A 16,950-nucleotide genomic window follows, 5' to 3' on the forward strand; every position below is an offset into this window, starting at 1 on the left:
GACAGGTGGTCCGATCCGGCCCTACGGGACAGCATCCAGCGCCAAAGCACCGTCCGTCATCGATGGACCCGCAAAAGGGGCCCGTCTTGGGTTGATGGGCCCCTCTTGACCTGCGGCTACACAGGACGAAATTTAGTTGAACATTCAATTAGATGTTGAAGCGGAACTCCACCACGTCCCCGTCCTGCATCACATACTCCTTGCCCTCCATGCGCGCCTTGCCCTTCGCGCGGGCCTCGGCGACCGAGCCTGTTTCGACCAGGTCCTCGAAGGAGATGACCTCGGCCTTGATGAAGCCCTTCTGGAAGTCCGTGTGGATGACGCCCGCCGCCTCGGGGGCCGTCGCGCCCTGCGGGATCGTCCAGGCGCGGGACTCCTTGGGGCCTGCCGTGAGGTACGTCTGGAGGCCGAGCGTGCGGAAGCCCACGTGGGCCAGGGTGGCGAGGCCGGGCTCTTCCTGGCCCACCGACTGGAGGAGTTCGAGGGCCTCGTCCTCTTCGAGCTCCACGAGCTCCGACTCCAGCTTGGCGTTGAGGAAGATCGCCTCCGCGGGGGCGACCAGGGCGCTCTGCGCGGCCTTGAAGTCGTCGTCCGTCAGCTCGTCCTCGTCGACGTTGAAGACGTAGAGGAAGGGCTTCGTCGTGAGGAGGTGGAGGTCGTGGAGGAGTTCCTCCTTGCCGGAGCCCTGGATGATGCCCGCGGAGGAGAGGGTGTCGCCCTTCTCCAGGATCGCCTGGGCCTCCTCGATCGCCTTCACCTTCGGGCCGACGTCCTTCTTGATCCGCGACTCCTTCTGGAGGCGCGGGAGGACCTTCTCGATCGTCTGGAGGTCGGCGAGGATCAGCTCGGTGTTGATCGTCTCGATGTCGTCCTTGGGCGAGACCTTGCCGTCCACGTGCACGACGTTCTCGTCCTTGAAGGCGCGGATGACCTGGCAGATCGCGTCCGACTCGCGGATGTTCGCGAGGAACTTGTTGCCAAGGCCCTCGCCCTCGCTCGCGCCGCGCACGATGCCCGCGATGTCGACGAAGTCGACCGTGGCGGGGAGGACCTTCTGCGAGGAGAAGATCTCGGCCAGTTTCGTGAGGCGGGGGTCCGGGACGCCCACCACGCCGACATTCGGCTCGATCGTGGCGAACGGATAGTTGGCCGCAAGCACGTCGTTCTTGGTCAGGGCGTTGAACAGGGTCGACTTGCCGACATTGGGCAGACCGACGATTCCGATCGTGAGCGACACGTTGCGACTTCCCGTACGTGAGTGCTGTGGGTGGACGGCCCGAAGGGCCGGAGCGACCGTAGGGCGATCCCCCAGTCTACGGCGTGCGGGCCCCGCGCTCGTCGGCGTACCGCTCTCCTGTCGAACGCTTGGCCAAGGTCGGCCAAAGCGCGTGTCCCATGCCGGATTATCGGTACGGCTCGTCCTAGGTTGGTCCAGTGGAGCAACACAGGACGCGTCCCCCTCAGCCTCCGGCCCGGCCGCGACGCACCGCGCCCCTGCCCCCGCAGGGCAGGCCCGCCGATTCGGCGGCGGTCTACCGCGCGGCGTCCCGTCCCCGCCGCCCCGTCCCTCCCTTCATCCGCAAGCTGCGTGCGCTGCCGCTCTACCGCACCCTGCGCGGCATGCCGAACCCACGACTCACGGGGCTCGGCAGCGGGCTCTTCTGCGCCGCGGTGATGTTCCTGCTCGCCTGTCTGCTGTGGCTGCTCTTCGGCAGTTCGGTCGTCGCGTACGGCGTGCTCTTCCTGCCCGTGAGCGCGCTGACCGCGTTCTGGGTGCGGCCCGCCGACCTGGTGACCGCGCCGGTGGCCGCGCCGATCGCCTTCGCCTTCGGGCTCGTGCCGATCTCGGGCGGCAACGGAGGAGGCTTCGGCGGGCACTTCATAGGGCTCATCACGTCGCTCGCACTGCACGCGGGCTGGCTGTACGGCGGGACTCTCGTCGCCGGTCTCATCGTGACCGTGCGCAGGATCAAGCTCATGGGGCAGCGGCGGCGGGCACGGGCCGCCGCGCCCGTCGCCCCCGCCGGGCCGCGAGGGCCCAAGCGGCGGATGCCCACGACGTAGGAACGTAGTCGGGCGGGGGGGCTTTTGGGGGGGGCGGGCTTTCTACGCCGCCTCCGCCGCCGCCATCGCCGCGCCCACGATGCCCGCGTTGTTCTGCAGCTCCGCGGGGACGATCTCGGCCTTGATGTCCTTGATCAGCGGCAGGAACTTGTGGGACTTGCGGCTCACGCCGCCGCCGATGATGAACAGCTCGGGCGAGAACAGCATCTCCACGTGCGCCAGGTACTTCTGGACGCGGTGCGCCCAGTGCTCCCAGGAGAGTTCCTCGTCCTCCCTGGCCTTGGACGAGGCACGCTTCTCCGCGTCGTGGCCGTGCAGCTCCAGATGGCCGAGCTCGGTGTTCGGGACGAGGCGGCCGCCGGTGAACAGGGCGCTGCCGATGCCGGTGCCGAGGGTGAGCATGATGACCGTGCCCTGGTGGCCGCGGCCCGCGCCGAAGTGCATCTCGGCGACGCCCGCCGCGTCCGCGTCGTTCAGGACGGTGACGGGTACGTCGCCGCCGAGGCGGTCCGCGACCAGCTTCTGGATGTCCGTGCCGATCCAGCTCTTGTCGACGTTGGCCGCCGTGCGCGCAGTGCCGCCGGTGATCACGCCGGGGAACGTGGCGCCCACGGGGCCTTTCCATTCGAAGTGCTCGATGACCTCGCGCACCTTGTCGGCCACGCCGTCCGGCGTGGCCGGTTGCGGGGTCAGCACCTTGTACCGCTCCTGTGCCAGGTCTCCCCGGTCCAGATCAACGGGCGCACCCTTGATCCCGGATCCGCCGATGTCCACGCCGAAGATCTGCATGGGCCCCACGGTACGGCCAGTGTCCGGCGCCCGCGTTACTTCTGTGACAGCTCGGCGGCCTCGGCCCGCAGGTCGCGGCGGAGCTCCTTGGGCAGCGAGAAGGTGATCGACTCGTCGGCCGTCTTCACCGTCTCCACGTCCCCGTAGCCCCGCTCGGACAGCCACTCGATGACGCCGTCCACCAGGACGTCCGGAACGGAGGCACCCGAGGTGAGGCCGACCGTGGTCACGTCCTGAAGCCACGCCTCGTCGATCTCATCGGCGTTGTCGACGAGGTGCGAGGCGGGAGCGCCCGCGTCGAGGGCGACCTCGACCATGCGGATCGAGTTCGAGGAGTTCTTGGAACCGACGACGATGACGAGCTCGGCGTCCTCGGCCAGCTTCTTCACCGCGATCTGGCGGTTCTGCGTCGCATAGCAGATGTCGTCGCTCGGAGGGGAGATCAGACCCGGGAACTTGGTCTTGAGGGCGTCGACCGTCTCCATGGTCTCGTCGACCGAGAGCGTGGTCTGGGAGAGCCAGACGACCCTGTCCGGGTCCCGGACCTCGACGTTCGCGACGTCATCGGGGCCGTCGACGAGCGTGATGTGGTCGGGCGCCTCACCGGACGTACCGATGACTTCCTCGTGGCCCTCGTGGCCGATCAGGAGGATGTCGAAGTCGTCCTTCGCGTACCGGACGGCTTCCTTGTGGACCTTCGTGACCAGGGGGCACGTCGCGTCGATCGTCGCGAGTTTCCGCTCGGCGGCCTCGGCGTGGACCGTCGGCGCCACGCCGTGCGCGGAGAACATGACGATGGAGCCCTCGGGAACCTCATCCGTCTGGTCGACGAAGATCGCACCCTTTTTCTCGAGGGTCTGCACCACGTACTTGTTGTGAACGATCTCGTGGCGGACATAGATCGGAGACCCGTACTGCTCAAGGGCCTTCTCGACGGCGATCACGGCACGGTCCACACCCGCGCAGTAGCCGCGGGGGGCGGCGAGCAGGACTCGGCGGGCAGGAGTCGAAGCAGTCATACCCCCATCGTAAGGCCGAGCCCAGCGCGTCAAAGATCGCCTCCTTGGGGAGACTGGAGGCCTGCGTTCACTTACGGAGGCACGATGTCCGGTTACTCCGACTCCGACAACTCAGACTCAGGCACGACGGCAGGTGGCGCCCACCCCGGTGGCGCTCACCCCGGTGGCGCCCACCCCGGCACCGCCGACGAGGGCGACGGCCTTCGCCGCAGTCTCGGCTTCCGTGATCTCGTCGTCTACGGATTGCTGTTCATCGCCCCGATGGCCCCGGTCGGAGTCTTCGGGACGCTCGACGCCAAGTCGCACGGCGCGGTGGCGCTCGTCTACGTCATCGCCACGATCGCGATGGCGTTCACCGCGTTCAGCTACGCCCAGATGGTGAAGGTCGTCCCCCAGGCGGGTTCCGTCTTCGCCTACGCCCGCGCGGGGCTCGGCAACGGCCCCGGGTTCATCGCCGGGTGGATGGCGATGCTCGACTATCTCCTCATCCCCGCCGTCGCCTACCTCTTCTCCGGGATCGCGATGGAGGCCCTGGTGCCCTCCGTGTCCCGGTGGGTGTGGACGGCGATCGCGGTCCTGGTGACGACCGCACTGAACCTGTGGGGCGTACGGACCGCCGCGCGGGTCGGGTTTCTGGTGCTCGCCATGGAGATCGTGGTTCTTCTGGTCTTCGTGGTGTCGGCGATCGTCGTCCTGGCGCGGGACGGGGCGCAGCGGGACTGGCTCTCGCCGCTGAGCGGTGACGGTTCGCAGGGCTCGTTCGCGCTGGCCGCCGTCGTGGGCGCGGTGTCGGTGGCGGTGCTCTCGTATCTGGGCTTCGACGCGATCGCCTCGTTCGCGGAGGAGGTGACGGGTGGCTCGGCGAAGGTGGCGCGGGCGGTGCTGTTCTGTCTGGCGCTCGCCGGTGTGCTGTTCATCGCCCAGACGTATCTGGTCGCGCTGCTCGAACCCATGTCGTCCGCCGAGCTCGCGGCCGATCCCGCCGCGCAGGGGTCCGCTTTCTACGATGCTGTCGACGCGGGGGTCGGGGACTGGCTGCACGACCTGGTGGCCGTCAGCAAGGCGATCGGCGCCGCGTTCGCCGCGCTGGCCGGGCAGGCCGCCGCGGGGCGGCTGCTGTACGCCATGGCTCGTGACCGGCGGCTTCCCGGCGCGCTGTCGAAGACCGACTCGGGTACGCCTCGGCTCGCGTTGCTGTGTGCGGCTGTCGTGACGCTGGTTGCCGCGGTGTGGGCGGCTCGGCGGGACGACGGGATGGATCACCTGGTCTCGGTGGTGAATGTCGGTGCGTTGACTGCCTTCGTGCTGTTGCACGCGAGTGTGGTGGGGTGGTTCGCGGTTCAGCGGCGTGGGGGTGCGGTCAGCTGGTGGCGGCACTTGGTGGTGCCCGCGCTGGGGGCGGCCATCACCATCGCGGTGATCGTGGAGGCTGCGGGGTCCGCGCAGGTGGTGGGGTTGATCTGGTTCGTTGTGGGGCTTGCGGTGCTGTTGGGGCAGCGGGCCCGTCGGGGGGAGTACTAGACCGCCCTCGCCTGGCAGCTTGCCTAGCGGGTGCCCTGGACCGCCGCTTCGCGGCGGATGTCTCCCGCCCACCCACCCGGCACTCAGCGTCCGGTCCTCCACGTAGGAGCATTTGGGGGCCGGGGGCACGGCGCCGCTGTCCCCCGTCGAAGCGGGAACCCGGTCCTGTCAGAGGGTGCCGATACGCTCGGCGCATGGCTTTGAACACGTCTGCTGATGCCCCGCTGCCCGTCGGCGAGGTGTCGCGGCTCATCGGTGGGTGGATCGACCGGCTCGGTGCCGTGTGGGTCGAGGGGCAGATCACCCAGCTGTCCCGCAGGCCCGGCGCCGGCGTGGTGTTCATGACGCTGCGCGACCCCTCTCACGACATCTCCGTCAGCGTCACCTGCTACCGCCAGGTGTTCGACGCCGTCGCGGACGTCGTCTCCGAGGGCGCCCGCGTCGTCGTCCACGCCAAGCCCGAGTGGTACGCACCCCGGGGGCAGCTGTCCCTGCGGGCCGTCGAGATAAAGCCCGTCGGCGTCGGCGAACTGCTCGCCCGGATCGAGCAGTTGAAGAAGAGCCTCGCCGGAGAGGGGCTCTTCGCCGCCGACCGGAAGAAGGCGCTGCCCTTCCTGCCGCAGCTCATCGGGCTCGTCACCGGCCGCGCCTCCGCCGCCGAGCGCGACGTCCTCGAGAACGCCAGGCACCGCTGGCCCGCCGTCCGCTTCGAGGTCCGCAACGTCCCCGTCCAGGGCGTGCACGCCGTGCCGCAGGTCGTACAGGCCGTGAAGGAACTGGACGGGCTCGACGCGGTGGACGTGATCATCGTGGCGCGGGGCGGCGGCAGCGTGGAGGATCTGCTGCCGTTCTCGGACGAGCAGCTCGTGCGTGCCGTCGCCTCCTGCCGTACGCCCGTCGTCTCCGCGATCGGGCACGAGCCGGACAACCCCCTGCTCGACTACGTGGCGGACCTGCGCGCCTCCACCCCGACCGACGCCGCCAAGAAGGTCGTGCCGGACGTCGGCGAGGAGTACGAGCGCGTGCGGTGGCTGCGGGACCGGGCCCGGCGCTGCATGGACACCTACCTCGACCGCGAGGACCGCGGTCTTGCGCACGCCCTCGCCCGCCCCTCCATGGAGAATCCGCATCGCATGATCGAGGAGCGCGAGGAGCAGGTCTCGGCGCTCGTCGACCGCAGCCGCCGCACGCTCGGGCACCTCCTGGACCGCGCGGAGTCGGAGCTGACGCACACCCACGCGCGCGTGGTGGGCCTCTCCCCCGCCGCGACGCTCCAGCGGGGGTACGCGGTGTTGCAGAAGGCGGACGGCTCGGTGGTGCGGGCCGCGCAGGAGGTGGCCGCCGACGAGGAGCTGCGGGCACGGGTCGCCGAGGGCGAGTTCACCGTACGAGCCGTAGACCTGGACACAGATGCAGATGCAGACGCAGCCGTAGAACCCCAAGAGCGCTAGCCGCACAGGCCGTACGAACCGACATTTAGGGTGGGCACATGACCAGCAAGACGGACGAGGCCACGAGCCCGGCGGACGCACTCGGCTACGAGCAGGCGCGGGACGAGCTCATCGAGGTCGTACGCCGCCTGGAGGCGGGCGGCACCACGCTCGAGGAGTCGCTCGCCCTGTGGGAGCGCGGCGAGGAGCTGGCCAAGGTCTGCCGCCGCTGGCTCGACGGCGCCCGCGCCCGCCTGGACGCGGCCCTGGCGGGGCCCGACGGGGACGGCGACGAGGCCGCGGACGGCGCCTGAGCCGACGGCCGCGCGGGACCACGCCCGCGACCTGGTGCGTTGTGAAGCGGATCACCTCATGGCCGATTTGGTTGAAACTTAAACCGCAACGTCGTACCGTCGATCTCGCAAGCTGGTTCACAGGCCGATCCACCAGCTGATCCACACACGCACGTACGCACCGAGAAGGTTGATCCATGTCTCTCGTCCTTGACCCCGCCGCACAGGACCTGCTCTTCCGCGAGGCCCGCACCGCGAACTCCTTCACCGATGAGCCGGTCACCGAAGAGCAGGTCCAGGCGATCTACGACCTGGTCAAGTTCGGCCCGACCGCCTTCAACCTGTCGTCGCTGCGCATCACGCTGGTCCGCTCCGCCGAGGCCCGCGAGCGCCTGGTCCAGCACATGGCCGAGGGCAACCAGCCGAAGACCGCGTCCGCCCCGCTCGTCGCGATCCTCTCCGCGGACAACGAGTTCCACGAGGAGCTGCCCGCGCTGTTCCCGCACTTCCCGCAGGCCAAGGACGTGTTCTTCTCGGAGCGCCCGGCCCGCGAAGGTGCCGCGCAGCTCAACGCCGCGCTGCAGGCCGCCTACTTCATCATCGGCGTGCGCGCCGCGGGCCTGGCCGCGGGCCCGATGACCGGCTTCGACGCCGCCGGTGTCCAGAAGGAGTTCCTGGACGGCGACCACACCCCGCTGATGGTCGTCAACATCGGCAAGCCGGCCGAGAACGCCTGGTTCCCGCGCTCCCCGCGCCTTGAGTTCGACCAGGTCATCGAGACCGTCTGATCGTCTAGAGCCCAGCCAGACAAGTAGGCATTACGAGTGAGGGCCCCGGCTACAGCGCCGGGGCCCTCACTCGTATGCAGAAGAGTCAGGAAGGAAGCGTCAGGGCGTCTTCAGCGCCTGCGCCATCTCCGCCAGCTGACCGAACGGCGCCGTGCCCGCGACCACCGTCGTCGCGCCCTTGTCCTCGCGCACCAGGGCGTCGTACGTCTCCCCCTTGTAGCGGCGCCAGGTCTCGCCACCGATCTCCTCGGTGGTCTTCGTCCGCACGGCCCGCTGCGTGGCCTCTTCGATGAACTTGACCGGCTTCTCCGTGGACTGCTTGACCACGACGTACTCACCGGACGGGTCGAGGAACCCCAGGTGCCAGCTGTCACCCTTGGAACCGTCGAACCGCACCGACGTCGGAGTCCACGCCTTGGCCAGGCCCTCGGGAGCGGCCACCGGATAGGCCGCCGCCCGTCGCGCGCTCAGCAGCTCGACTCTGTAGTCGACGCGCTTGGCGGGGCTCTTGGAGTCGTCGTGCGGGATGAAGATGTAGATCACGCCGGCGACGAGAACGATCACCGTCATCGACCACAGCATGTTCCGTACGGTCTGCTTGCCTTGTCTGCCTGCCACGCGTCCATGTTCTCAGGCGCCGTGCGCGGCTCTTCCCCCGGTGCTGCCAAAGTGCCCGATCCGCTCATGCGTGGGGCCCTCTGCTCATTTTGTCGGCCTGCCGATAGAGTCGAGCCACACCCTCATCCGGCCGTCGTCGTATCAGCAGAAAGGTGCGCTCCGATGACCGAGCATCAGCATCATCTCCCTTCCGAGCTCGAAGTCTCTCCCGAGGCTCCCGACCGCAACCTCGCCCTGGAGCTCGTCCGGGTCACCGAGGCGGCCGCCATGGCCGCGGGCCGCTGGGTCGGCCGCGGCGACAAGATCGGCGCCGACGGCGCCGCCGTCAGGGCCATGCGGACCCTCGTCTCCACCGTCTCGATGAACGGCATCGTCGTCATCGGTGAGGGCGAGAAGGACGAGGCCCCGATGCTCTTCAACGGAGAGCGGATCGGCGACAGCACCGGCGCGGAGGTCGACATCGCCGTCGACCCGATCGACGGCACGACCCTCTGTGCGAAGGGGATGCCGAACGCCATCGCGGTGCTCGCCGCCGCCGACCGCGGCGCCATGTTCGACCCGTCCGCGGTCTTCTACATGGACAAGCTGGTCACAGGGCCTGAGGCCGCGGACTACGTGGACATCAACGCCCCGGCCTCCGTCAACATCCGCCGCGTCGCCAAGGCCAAGGGCCGTTCGCCCGAGGACGTGACGGTCATGATCCTCGACCGTCCCCGCCACGAGGGCATCGTCAAGGAGATCCGCGAGACCGGCGCGCGCATCAAGTTCATCTCGGACGGCGACGTCGCCGGTTCGATCATGGCCGTGCGCGAAGGCACCGGCGTCGACATGCTCATGGGCATCGGCGGCACCCCGGAAGGCATCATCTCGGCCTGCGCGATCAAGTGCCTGGGCGGTGTGATCCAGGGCAAGCTGTGGCCCAAGGACGACGCCGAGCGCCAGCGTGCGCTCGACGCGGGGCACGACCTGGACCGCACGCTCTCGACGGACGACCTGGTCCGCGGGGACAACGTCTTCTTCGTCGCGACCGGCATCACGGACGGCGAACTGCTCCAGGGCGTGCGCTACGCCGCGGAGACGGCCTCGACCTCGTCCCTCGTCATGCGCTCGAAGTCGGGCACGATCCGCAAGATCGACTCGGACCACCGGCTCAAGAAGCTGCGCGCGTACAGCGCCATCGACTTCGACCGCGCCAAGTAGGACGACGTCCGGCACGCAGCACATCGCGTACGGCAGATCACGTACGGCACATCGCGTACGACAGAGGGGGCGCCCCGTGCGGGGGTCGCCCCCTCCGGCGTACGACAACGCGCGTACAAGAACGCACGTACAAGAACGAGCGCACGCGAACGTGCGAACCGCTATCCGGCGGCGGCGATCGGGCCCGCGGTCGTGTGCGCGGCCTTCTTGAGCTCCACCTCGCGCCGGCGCCGCCTGGCGAGCACCACGCGGCGCTCCGCGGCCGTGAGACCGCCCCAGACTCCGTACGGCTCGGGCTGGAGCAAGGCGTGCTCCCGGCACTCGACCATCACGGGACAGCCGCCACAGACACGCTTCGCGGCTTCCTCCCGTGACAGGCGTGAGGCGGTCGGCTCCTTGGACGGGGCGAAGAACAGCCCGGCCTCGTCTCGTCGGCACACCGCCTCGGTGTGCCATGGAGCGTCTTGGTTCCGATCGCGCACTGGTTCCCGCTGGGCCGGAACGGCGGCGACCTGCAGGGACTGATGCGACGGCTGCAGCACGGGTCTACTCCTGACGACGGCTTCGCGAGCGAGAGACGATGCAGCAAGCTCTACCCGCTGTGCACACGCCTATGCACTGAGTTCCGATGTACGGAAGTTCGCGCCATCGGTGGCCGGATACGCCCCCCTCAGTGCGCCCCCCGGTTCAGTGACCGAGGTGCTTGCGCAGCTGCTTGTGCAGGTCCCGGACGAGCTTTCCCCGCTTGGGCTTCGCCTCGATGTTGCCCAGGACCGCGTAGCCGTCGACGAAGACCACCGGTGCGTCCCGCTCGGCCGAATCGAGCATGTCCACCTCGAAGTTGCCGAGCACGCCGGTGCCACTGCCCCGCAGCGAGACGTTCTCCGGGACGCGGATCTCCACGTTGCCGAAGACGGAGACCGCCTTGATGACGACCTGCTGATGCTCGAAGATCGCCTCGCTGAGGTCGATCTCCACATTGCCGAAGATCGCGTACGCGTGCGTGCGCCGGCCCACGCGCCAGCGGCCCTTGCGGACGGAGCTGCTGAAGACCGCGACCAGGTTCTCGTCGGCGACCGGGGGCACCACGCCGTCCGAAGGGCGGGAGGGGGCGGGCTCGGGCGCCGCTGTCGCGCGCGGCGCGCCGCTCGCCGCGGGCAAGTCGCTGACCAGCGGATCCAGTTCGCCCATGGTCTTGGCGCGATAGACCCCGTCGATCCGCTCGCTGTGCTCCTCGGCGGTCAGACGCCCCTCGGCGAGGGCCTCTCGGAGGATGTCCGCCGTGCGGTCCCGGTCGGCGTCCGACGCGCGCAGGCCTGCGGGCCGCGGTTCCGGGTGGGTCTGCTGAGGGCGCTTTTCTAGGTCCACACCACTCAGCGTACCCAAACGCGATAGATCGCGACTACCCCCAGGCGCCCCCTGAACCGTCCTACTGAGCCTTACCTCACAGGCTCGGTCCACTTCGGGCGTTCTACGCTGGTTGGCGCGTCGCCAATGGAGGCCGCGCCGCCGTCTGCCGAGTGAGGAATGGCCGTAAATGCCAGAGTTCGAGTACTCCGATCTGCTCCCCCTGGGAGAGGACACCACGCCGTACCGGCTGGTGACCTCCGAGGGTGTCTCCACTTTCGAGGCCGACGGGCGGACGTTCCTCAAGGTCGATCCAGCGGCGCTGCGCACCCTCGCCGCCGAGGCGATCCACGACATCCAGCACTATCTGCGGCCCGCGCACCTGGCCCAGCTGCGGCGCATCATCGACGACCCGGAGGCGTCGGGCAACGACAAGTTCGTGGCGCTCGACCTGCTGAAGAACGCGAACATCGCGGCCGCGGGCGTGCTCCCCATGTGCCAGGACACCGGCACGGCCATCGTCATGGGCAAGCGCGGACAGAACGTCCTCACCGAAGGTGAGGACGAGAAGGCGCTCTCGCACGGCATCTACGACGCGTACACGAAGCTGAACCTGCGCTACTCCCAGATGGCCCCGCTGAACATGTGGGAGGAGAAGAACACCGGGTCCAACCTCCCGGCCCAGGTCGAGCTGTACGCGACCGACGGCGGCGCCTACAAGTTCCTCTTCATGGCCAAGGGCGGCGGCTCCGCCAACAAGTCGTTCCTCTACCAGGAGACGAAGGCCGTCCTGAACGAGGCCTCCATGATGAAGTTCCTGGAGGAGAAGATCCGCTCCCTGGGCACGTCAGCCTGCCCGCCGTACCACCTGGCGATCGTCGTCGGCGGCACCAGCGCCGAGTTCGCCCTGAAGACCGCGAAGTACGCCTCCGCGCACTACCTGGACGAGCTGCCCGCCGAAGGCTCCCCGACCGGGCACGGCTTCCGCGACCAGGATCTTGAGGAGAAGGTCTTCGAGCTGACGCAGAAGATCGGCATCGGCGCGCAGTTCGGCGGCAAGTACTTCTGCCACGACGTGCGCGTGGTGCGCCTGCCGCGCCACGGCGCCTCGCTGCCCGTCGCGATCGCCGTCTCCTGCTCGGCCGACCGCCAGGCCACCGCGAAGATCACCGCCGAGGGCGTCTTCCTCGAGCAGTTGGAGAGGGACCCGGCGCGCTTCCTGCCGGAGACGACGGACGAGACCCTGGGCGAGAACGCCGAGGCCGCCGACGTCGTCGAGATCGACCTCAACCAGCCCATGGACGCGATCCTCGCCGAGCTCAGCAAGCACCCGGTGAAGACCCGCCTCTCGCTCAACGGCCCGCTCGTCGTGGCCCGCGACATCGCGCACGCCAAGATCAAGGAGCGGCTCGACGCGGGCGAGGAGATGCCGCAGTACCTGAAGGACCACCCGGTCTACTACGCGGGCCCCGCCAAGACCCCCGAGGGCTACGCCTCCGGCTCCTTCGGCCCGACGACGGCAGGCCGGATGGACTCCTACGTGGAGCAGTTCCAGGCGGCGGGCGGCTCGAAGGTCATGCTCGCCAAGGGCAACCGCTCCCAACAGGTCACCGACGCCTGCGACGCGCACGGCGGCTTCTACCTGGGCTCGATCGGCGGCCCGGCCGCGCGCCTCGCCCAGGACTGCATCAAGAAGGTCGAGGTCGTCGAGTACGAGGAGCTCGGCATGGAAGCCGTGTGGAAGATCGAGGTCGAGGACTTCCCGGCCTTCATCGTGGTCGACGACAAGGGCAACGACTTCTTCCAGAACCCGGCTCCGGAGCCGACGTTCACGCACATCCCGGTGCGCGGGCCCGGCCTGGCGTAGTACGCGGCGGAAGGGCCCTCCCCGCATGGACGCGGGGAGGGCCCTTCCGTGTCCCTGAAGTTCCGTGTTCCTGAAGTGAGGTCAGGCGAACCGCTGGTTCGCCGCCCCCGCGCACTTCTGGAGCCGCAGCGGCTCCTTGGCTCCCGCGAGGGTCAGGCAGAGCCCCTTCGCGGCGGCGGGCCGCAGCGTCCCCGCCTCGCGCACGAACTGCTGGTTGGCGCCGCCGTGGCAGTTCCACAGGGTGACCGCGGCGCCTTCCTTGTAGGCGCTGTCGGGCACGTCCAGGCAGCGGTCCTGGGTCAGGCCGGTGTGCAGCGACTCACGCGAGTCGTCGTACCACCAGGTCTGGTTGCGGTTTCCGGTGCAGTCCCAGCCCTGCACCTTGGTGCCGTTGCGGCTGCTCGACGCGTTGACGTCCGCGCACGTCCCCGTGCCCTCGTTCTTCAGCGGCTTGTACGCGTCGTCCCATCCGCCCTGGTGGAGCTTCGGGCTGCCGGTGCTCGCCGGGTCCGCGCAACCGCCCTCGCTCCAGCCGGAGTTGTAGAGCTGCGTCAGGCAGGAGGCGAAGGCCGCGTGGCCGCGGGCGTTGGGGTGGAAGGACTGGCGTACCGAATTGGAGTCCGGCGGGAACGGGTTGGAGAGGTCCACGTAGAGACCGCGCGCCCAGGTGTCCTCCATGCAGACCTCGTGGCCCTGGAAGAGGCGGGAGTTGTCGAGGTAGGTGGCGCCCGCGGCCCTGGCCGCCTTGCGCATGCCGGTCCCGAAGGCGGGGACGGCGTAGTTGCGGCCCCACTCGGTGTCGGAGTCGTAGCCGAGACCGCCGCAGACCAGCTTCCCCGGGAACTTCGGGTTGTCCCGGAAGTCGGGGCCGATCGGGCTCGGATAGCCCATGACGACCAGCTTGTAGTCGCCGCCCGCGTATCCCGCGTCCTTCATGACGGTCTTCAGGTCACGGATGGACTGCTCGACCTTGGGCACGAGCGCGTCGACCCGCGCCTGCCAGCCCGCCGTGTACTTGCCCGCGCAGGCGCCCTGGCTGAGCAGGAAGCGCGTGACGCAGTCGGTCATCACCGGCGAGAACTCGAGGTCGTCGTTGGCCCCGATGACCAGCATGACCGCCTTGATCTTGGTGTTGCGCGCCTTGATGGCGAGGTTGTCGCTCTGCACCAGTTCGTCGGGGTACTGCTTGGTCCCGCCGATCTTGATGTTGACGGTCTGCGCTCCCGAGCAGGCGACGTTGTACGTCTCGTCCGCGGGGATGCCCGTGCGGTGGATCGCGGCGTCCGGGGAGCGGTGGCACCAGTTGTCGGGACCGTCGGTGCCGGGTTCGTACGTTCCGACGCCCTCGCCCGAGATCTCACTGTCGCCGAGCGAGATGAGGCCGGTCCTGCGGTCGGCGAGCGGGCGCTCGGCCGGGTCGCCGTAGAGCTTGGTGGCCTCGTCCGCGCGGATCTTCTCCAGGTCGGGCGGCAGGGGCGCCGATGCGGGCGCGGTGCTCCCGCCGCCCTTGCCGTCCGCCGCCTGGGCGGGTGTGCCCGCGACGGTGCCGAGCACCGCCGCCATCGCCACGGCCGCCGCGAACGTACATCGCAGCCTGGCCCTGCGGCTGTGTCTGATGCGCTTCATTGCGCCTCCCCGGTTTGGTGTTACCCACGGTTTTTACTGGTCGGTAAGAGTCTTGGGAATACCCAGAACAAGACAAGTGCTCAACTTTTCAGCGAGCTTTGACGGAGAGGTAGGTTCGAGGCATGACCAGCGACGCCAGCGCAAGCGCAAGCGGTGAGTACCGGATCGAGCACGACTCCATGGGCGAGGTACGGGTCCCCGCGCACGCGAAATGGCGGGCTCAGACGCAGCGGGCGGTGGAGAACTTCCCCATCTCCGGGCAGCGCATCGAGCGCGCGCACATCGCCGCGCTCGCCCGGATCAAGGCGGCGGCCGCGAAGGTCAACGCGGACCTCGGAGTGCTCGACAAGGACGTCGCGGAGGCGATCGCCGACGCGGCGGGCGAGGTCGTCGAAGGACGCTGGGACGAGCACTTCCCCGTGGACGTCTTCCAGACGGGCTCCGGCACGTCGTCCAACATGAACACGAACGAAGTGCTCGCGACGCTGGCCACGGAGCGTCTTGGCCGTGACGTCCACCCGAACGACCACGTGAACGCCTCCCAGTCGTCGAACGACGTCTTCCCCTCCTCGATCCACATCGCGGCCACGGGCGCCGTGACGCAGGACCTGATCCCCGCGCTCGACCATCTGGCGACCGCCCTGGAGCGCAAGGCGGAGGAGTTCGCCGGCGTCGTGAAGTCCGGGCGTACGCACCTGATGGACGCGACGCCCGTCACGCTCGGCCAGGAGTTCGGCGGATACGCGGCGCAGGTGCGCTACGGCGTGGAGCGGCTGCGGTCCTCGCTGCCGCGCCTGGCCGAACTGCCGCTCGGCGGCACGGCGGTGGGCACCGGGATCAACACTCCGCCCGGCTTCTCGGCGGCCGTGATCGAGGAGGTGGCGCGGGCCACGGGACTCGCGCTGACCGAGGCGCGGGACCACTTCGAGGCCCAGGGCGCGCGGGACGGCATCGTCGAGACCAGCGGGCAGCTGCGGACGATCGGCGTCGGCCTCACGAAGATCGCCAACGATCTGCGCTGGATGGCCTCGGGGCCGCGGACCGGGCTCGCCGAGATCAACCTGCCCGATCTGCAGCCCGGTTCCTCGATCATGCCGGGAAAGGTGAACCCGGTCATTCCGGAGGCGGCCCTCATGGTCGCCGCTCAAGTCACCGGCAATGACGCGACGGTCGCCGCCGCGGGCGCCGCGGGGAACTTCGAGCTGAACGTGATGCTGCCGGTCATCGCCAAGAACGTACTGGAGTCCGTGCGGCTCCTCGCCAATGTCTCGCGGCTGCTCGCCGACAGGACGGTGGACGGAATCACCGCGAATGCCGAGCGGGCCCGTGAGTACGCCGAGTCCTCGCCCTCCGTCGTCACTCCGCTGAACAAGTACATCGGGTACGAGGAGGCGGCGAAGGTCGCCAAGAAGTCGCTGGCCGACCGGAAGACCATCCGGGAGGTCGTGCTCGAAGCCGGGTACGTCGAGCGGGGCGATCTCACGCTGACACAGCTGGACGAGGCGTTGGACGTGCTGCGGATGACGCGTCCGGAAGGAAAATGACGCGTCCGTAGGGCAAACACGGCCGTAGGGCGATTTCCTTTACGCATGGACAGGTTCTGAGGAACCTGCCCATGCGGCGACTAATATCTCTGCATGACAGACCTCACCACGCCGCCAACGACGAGCAGCGAAGCAGCACGCTGGGCCCCCGGCTCCCATGTGCTGTGGCGGTACAAGGAGAACGCCGGGAACGGAATTCACATCTGCCGGCCCGTCACGGTCGTGCAGGACACCGAAGAGCTCTTCGCCGCGTGGATGGCCCCCGGAACGGAATGCGTGAAACCCGTCATCGCCGACGGCACTCCCGTTCACCACGAGCCCCTCGCCACCCGCTACACCAAACCCCGTGCCCTGCGCAGGGACCACTGGTTCGGCACCGGCGTACTGAAGTTGGCAAGGACCGCCGAGCCGTGGTCGGTGTGGCTGTTCTGGGACCCGGGATGGCAGTTCAAGAACTGGTACGTGAACCTGGAGGAGCCGCGCACCCGGTGGGCCGGAGGCATCGATTCCGAGGATCACTTTCTGGACATCTCCGTGCGGCCCGACCGGACCTGGCAGTGGCACGACGAGGACGAGTTCGTCCAGGCTCAGCGCGCCGGCCTCATGGAACCGGGAAAGGCGCGTGAAGTACGGGCCGCCGGGCATGAGGCCATCGAGGTGATCCGCTCCTGGGGGCTGCCTTTTTCGGACAACTGGCAGCACTGGCGCCCTGATCCGGACTGGACGATTCCACTCCTTCCGGATGACTGGGACCGCACGCCTTCACATGTGACGTCATGAGACCCTTGATGCGCCCCCATGGTTCAAACGTAGGATCGTCCTCCGCAAGGGCGCACAGCAGCAA

Annotated in this window: 16 protein-coding genes; 9 read left to right on the forward strand and 7 right to left on the reverse strand. The window is 68.8% G+C overall.

All coding sequences use genetic code 11. The annotated features are described in order from the left end of the window. Positions 1-148: 148 nt before the first annotated feature. Entirely contained in the window at positions 149-1,237 is a 1,089-nt protein-coding gene (ychF, locus tag ACWFRJ_RS20295) for a redox-regulated ATPase YchF (protein ID WP_453532285.1), read from the reverse strand. Positions 1,238-1,434: 197 nt separating this feature from the next. On the opposite strand from ychF, the gene ACWFRJ_RS20300 reads away from it, so the two are divergent. After that, positions 1,435-2,064 carry a DUF6542 domain-containing protein gene (locus tag ACWFRJ_RS20300; RefSeq protein WP_453532288.1) on the forward strand — a complete coding sequence of 210 codons (630 nt, stop codon included), beginning with the start codon at positions 1,435-1,437 and terminating at the stop codon, positions 2,062-2,064. Positions 2,065-2,106: 42 nt separating this feature from the next. On the opposite strand, the gene ppgK is transcribed toward ACWFRJ_RS20300, so the two are convergent. Both ppgK and ACWFRJ_RS20310 read right to left on the reverse strand, forming a co-directional pair. Continuing rightward, positions 2,107-2,853 (reverse strand): polyphosphate--glucose phosphotransferase, encoded by a 747-nt coding sequence (ppgK, locus tag ACWFRJ_RS20305; protein ID WP_453532291.1) that lies wholly within the window; start codon positions 2,851-2,853, stop codon positions 2,107-2,109. Positions 2,854-2,888: 35 nt separating this feature from the next. Then, the gene (locus ACWFRJ_RS20310) at positions 2,889-3,872 is read right to left on the reverse strand and encodes a 4-hydroxy-3-methylbut-2-enyl diphosphate reductase (protein WP_453532294.1); all 984 of its coding nucleotides are present in this window, start codon (positions 3,870-3,872) and stop codon (positions 2,889-2,891) included. Positions 3,873-3,956: 84 nt separating this feature from the next. On the opposite strand from ACWFRJ_RS20310, the gene ACWFRJ_RS20315 reads away from it, so the two are divergent. The 4 genes from ACWFRJ_RS20315 to ACWFRJ_RS20330 all read left to right on the forward strand — a co-directional run bounded on the left by ACWFRJ_RS20315 (position 3,957) and on the right by ACWFRJ_RS20330 (position 7,904). Beyond that, positions 3,957-5,393: an APC family permease gene (locus ACWFRJ_RS20315; protein WP_453532297.1), complete on the forward strand. Its 1,437-nt coding sequence runs from the start codon at positions 3,957-3,959 to the stop codon at positions 5,391-5,393. 194 nt (positions 5,394-5,587) lie between these two features. After that, positions 5,588-6,844: an exodeoxyribonuclease VII large subunit gene (gene xseA / locus ACWFRJ_RS20320; protein WP_453532299.1), complete on the forward strand. Its 1,257-nt coding sequence runs from the start codon at positions 5,588-5,590 to the stop codon at positions 6,842-6,844. Between the two features lie 38 nt (positions 6,845-6,882). Next, positions 6,883-7,137 (forward strand): exodeoxyribonuclease VII small subunit, encoded by a 255-nt coding sequence (locus ACWFRJ_RS20325; protein ID WP_453532302.1) that lies wholly within the window; start codon positions 6,883-6,885, stop codon positions 7,135-7,137. A 176-nt stretch (positions 7,138-7,313) separates the two neighbouring features. Continuing rightward, on the forward strand, positions 7,314-7,904 hold the full coding sequence (locus tag ACWFRJ_RS20330) for a malonic semialdehyde reductase (RefSeq protein ID WP_453532305.1): 591 nt from the start codon (positions 7,314-7,316) through the stop codon (positions 7,902-7,904). Between the two features lie 99 nt (positions 7,905-8,003). Here the strand turns inward: ACWFRJ_RS20330 and ACWFRJ_RS20335 are convergent, their stop codons facing one another. Then, complete coding sequence (locus ACWFRJ_RS20335) at positions 8,004-8,522, reverse strand: DUF4245 domain-containing protein (protein ID WP_453532308.1); 519 nt, start codon at positions 8,520-8,522, stop codon at positions 8,004-8,006. Positions 8,523-8,684: 162 nt separating this feature from the next. Here ACWFRJ_RS20335 and glpX point away from each other — a divergent pair, with 162 nt between their 5' ends. Next, positions 8,685-9,722: a class II fructose-bisphosphatase gene (glpX, locus tag ACWFRJ_RS20340; protein WP_453532310.1), complete on the forward strand. Its 1,038-nt coding sequence runs from the start codon at positions 8,685-8,687 to the stop codon at positions 9,720-9,722. Between the two features lie 161 nt (positions 9,723-9,883). Here the strand turns inward: glpX and ACWFRJ_RS20345 are convergent, their stop codons facing one another. Beyond that, on the reverse strand, positions 9,884-10,264 hold the full coding sequence (locus ACWFRJ_RS20345) for a WhiB family transcriptional regulator (protein ID WP_453532313.1): 381 nt from the start codon (positions 10,262-10,264) through the stop codon (positions 9,884-9,886). Between the two features lie 145 nt (positions 10,265-10,409). Next, positions 10,410-11,090 (reverse strand): DUF1707 SHOCT-like domain-containing protein, encoded by a 681-nt coding sequence (locus ACWFRJ_RS20350; RefSeq protein ID WP_453532316.1) that lies wholly within the window; start codon positions 11,088-11,090, stop codon positions 10,410-10,412. A 169-nt stretch (positions 11,091-11,259) separates the two neighbouring features. Here ACWFRJ_RS20350 and ACWFRJ_RS20355 point away from each other — a divergent pair, with 169 nt between their 5' ends. Next, positions 11,260-12,936, forward strand: a complete 1,677-nt coding sequence (locus tag ACWFRJ_RS20355; RefSeq protein WP_453532319.1) for a fumarate hydratase — start codon at positions 11,260-11,262, stop codon at positions 12,934-12,936. 81 nt (positions 12,937-13,017) lie between these two features. Here ACWFRJ_RS20355 and ACWFRJ_RS20360 read toward each other — a convergent pair whose 3' ends face one another. Beyond that, positions 13,018-14,562, reverse strand: coding sequence for a ricin-type beta-trefoil lectin domain protein (locus ACWFRJ_RS20360; protein ID WP_453532322.1), 1,545 nt, complete (start codon positions 14,560-14,562; stop codon positions 13,018-13,020). A gap of 122 nt (positions 14,563-14,684) precedes the next feature. Between ACWFRJ_RS20360 and ACWFRJ_RS20365 the strand changes: the two genes are divergently transcribed. Both ACWFRJ_RS20365 and fomD read left to right on the forward strand, forming a co-directional pair. Further along, complete coding sequence (locus ACWFRJ_RS20365) at positions 14,685-16,106, forward strand: class II fumarate hydratase (RefSeq protein WP_453532325.1); 1,422 nt, start codon at positions 14,685-14,687, stop codon at positions 16,104-16,106. A gap of 93 nt (positions 16,107-16,199) precedes the next feature. Next, the gene (gene fomD / locus ACWFRJ_RS20370; protein WP_453532328.1) at positions 16,200-16,886 is read left to right on the forward strand and encodes a cytidylyl-2-hydroxypropylphosphonate hydrolase; all 687 of its coding nucleotides are present in this window, start codon (positions 16,200-16,202) and stop codon (positions 16,884-16,886) included. The last annotated feature ends 64 nt before the right edge of the window (positions 16,887-16,950 follow it).

The organism is Streptomyces sp. NPDC055239 (assembly GCF_053606205.1).

What these genes read in the sequence shown, in the direction of transcription:
- ppgK (WP_453532291.1), bottom strand. Translation starts at nt 2,853, where the DNA reads ATGCAGATCTTCGGCGTGGACATCGGCGGATCCGGGATCAAGGGTGCG.
- ACWFRJ_RS20310 (WP_453532294.1), bottom strand. Translation starts at nt 3,872, where the DNA reads ATGACTGCTTCGACTCCTGCCCGCCGAGTCCTGCTCGCCGCCCCCCGC.
- ACWFRJ_RS20315 (WP_453532297.1), top strand. Translation starts at nt 3,957, where the DNA reads ATGTCCGGTTACTCCGACTCCGACAACTCAGACTCAGGCACGACGGCA.
- xseA (WP_453532299.1), top strand. Translation starts at nt 5,588, where the DNA reads ATGGCTTTGAACACGTCTGCTGATGCCCCGCTGCCCGTCGGCGAGGTG.
- ACWFRJ_RS20325 (WP_453532302.1), top strand. Translation starts at nt 6,883, where the DNA reads ATGACCAGCAAGACGGACGAGGCCACGAGCCCGGCGGACGCACTCGGC.
- ACWFRJ_RS20330 (WP_453532305.1), top strand. Translation starts at nt 7,314, where the DNA reads ATGTCTCTCGTCCTTGACCCCGCCGCACAGGACCTGCTCTTCCGCGAG.
- glpX (WP_453532310.1), top strand. Translation starts at nt 8,685, where the DNA reads ATGACCGAGCATCAGCATCATCTCCCTTCCGAGCTCGAAGTCTCTCCC.
- ACWFRJ_RS20355 (WP_453532319.1), top strand. Translation starts at nt 11,260, where the DNA reads ATGCCAGAGTTCGAGTACTCCGATCTGCTCCCCCTGGGAGAGGACACC.
- ACWFRJ_RS20360 (WP_453532322.1), bottom strand. Translation starts at nt 14,562, where the DNA reads ATGAAGCGCATCAGACACAGCCGCAGGGCCAGGCTGCGATGTACGTTC.
- ACWFRJ_RS20365 (WP_453532325.1), top strand. Translation starts at nt 14,685, where the DNA reads ATGACCAGCGACGCCAGCGCAAGCGCAAGCGGTGAGTACCGGATCGAG.
- fomD (WP_453532328.1), top strand. Translation starts at nt 16,200, where the DNA reads ATGACAGACCTCACCACGCCGCCAACGACGAGCAGCGAAGCAGCACGC.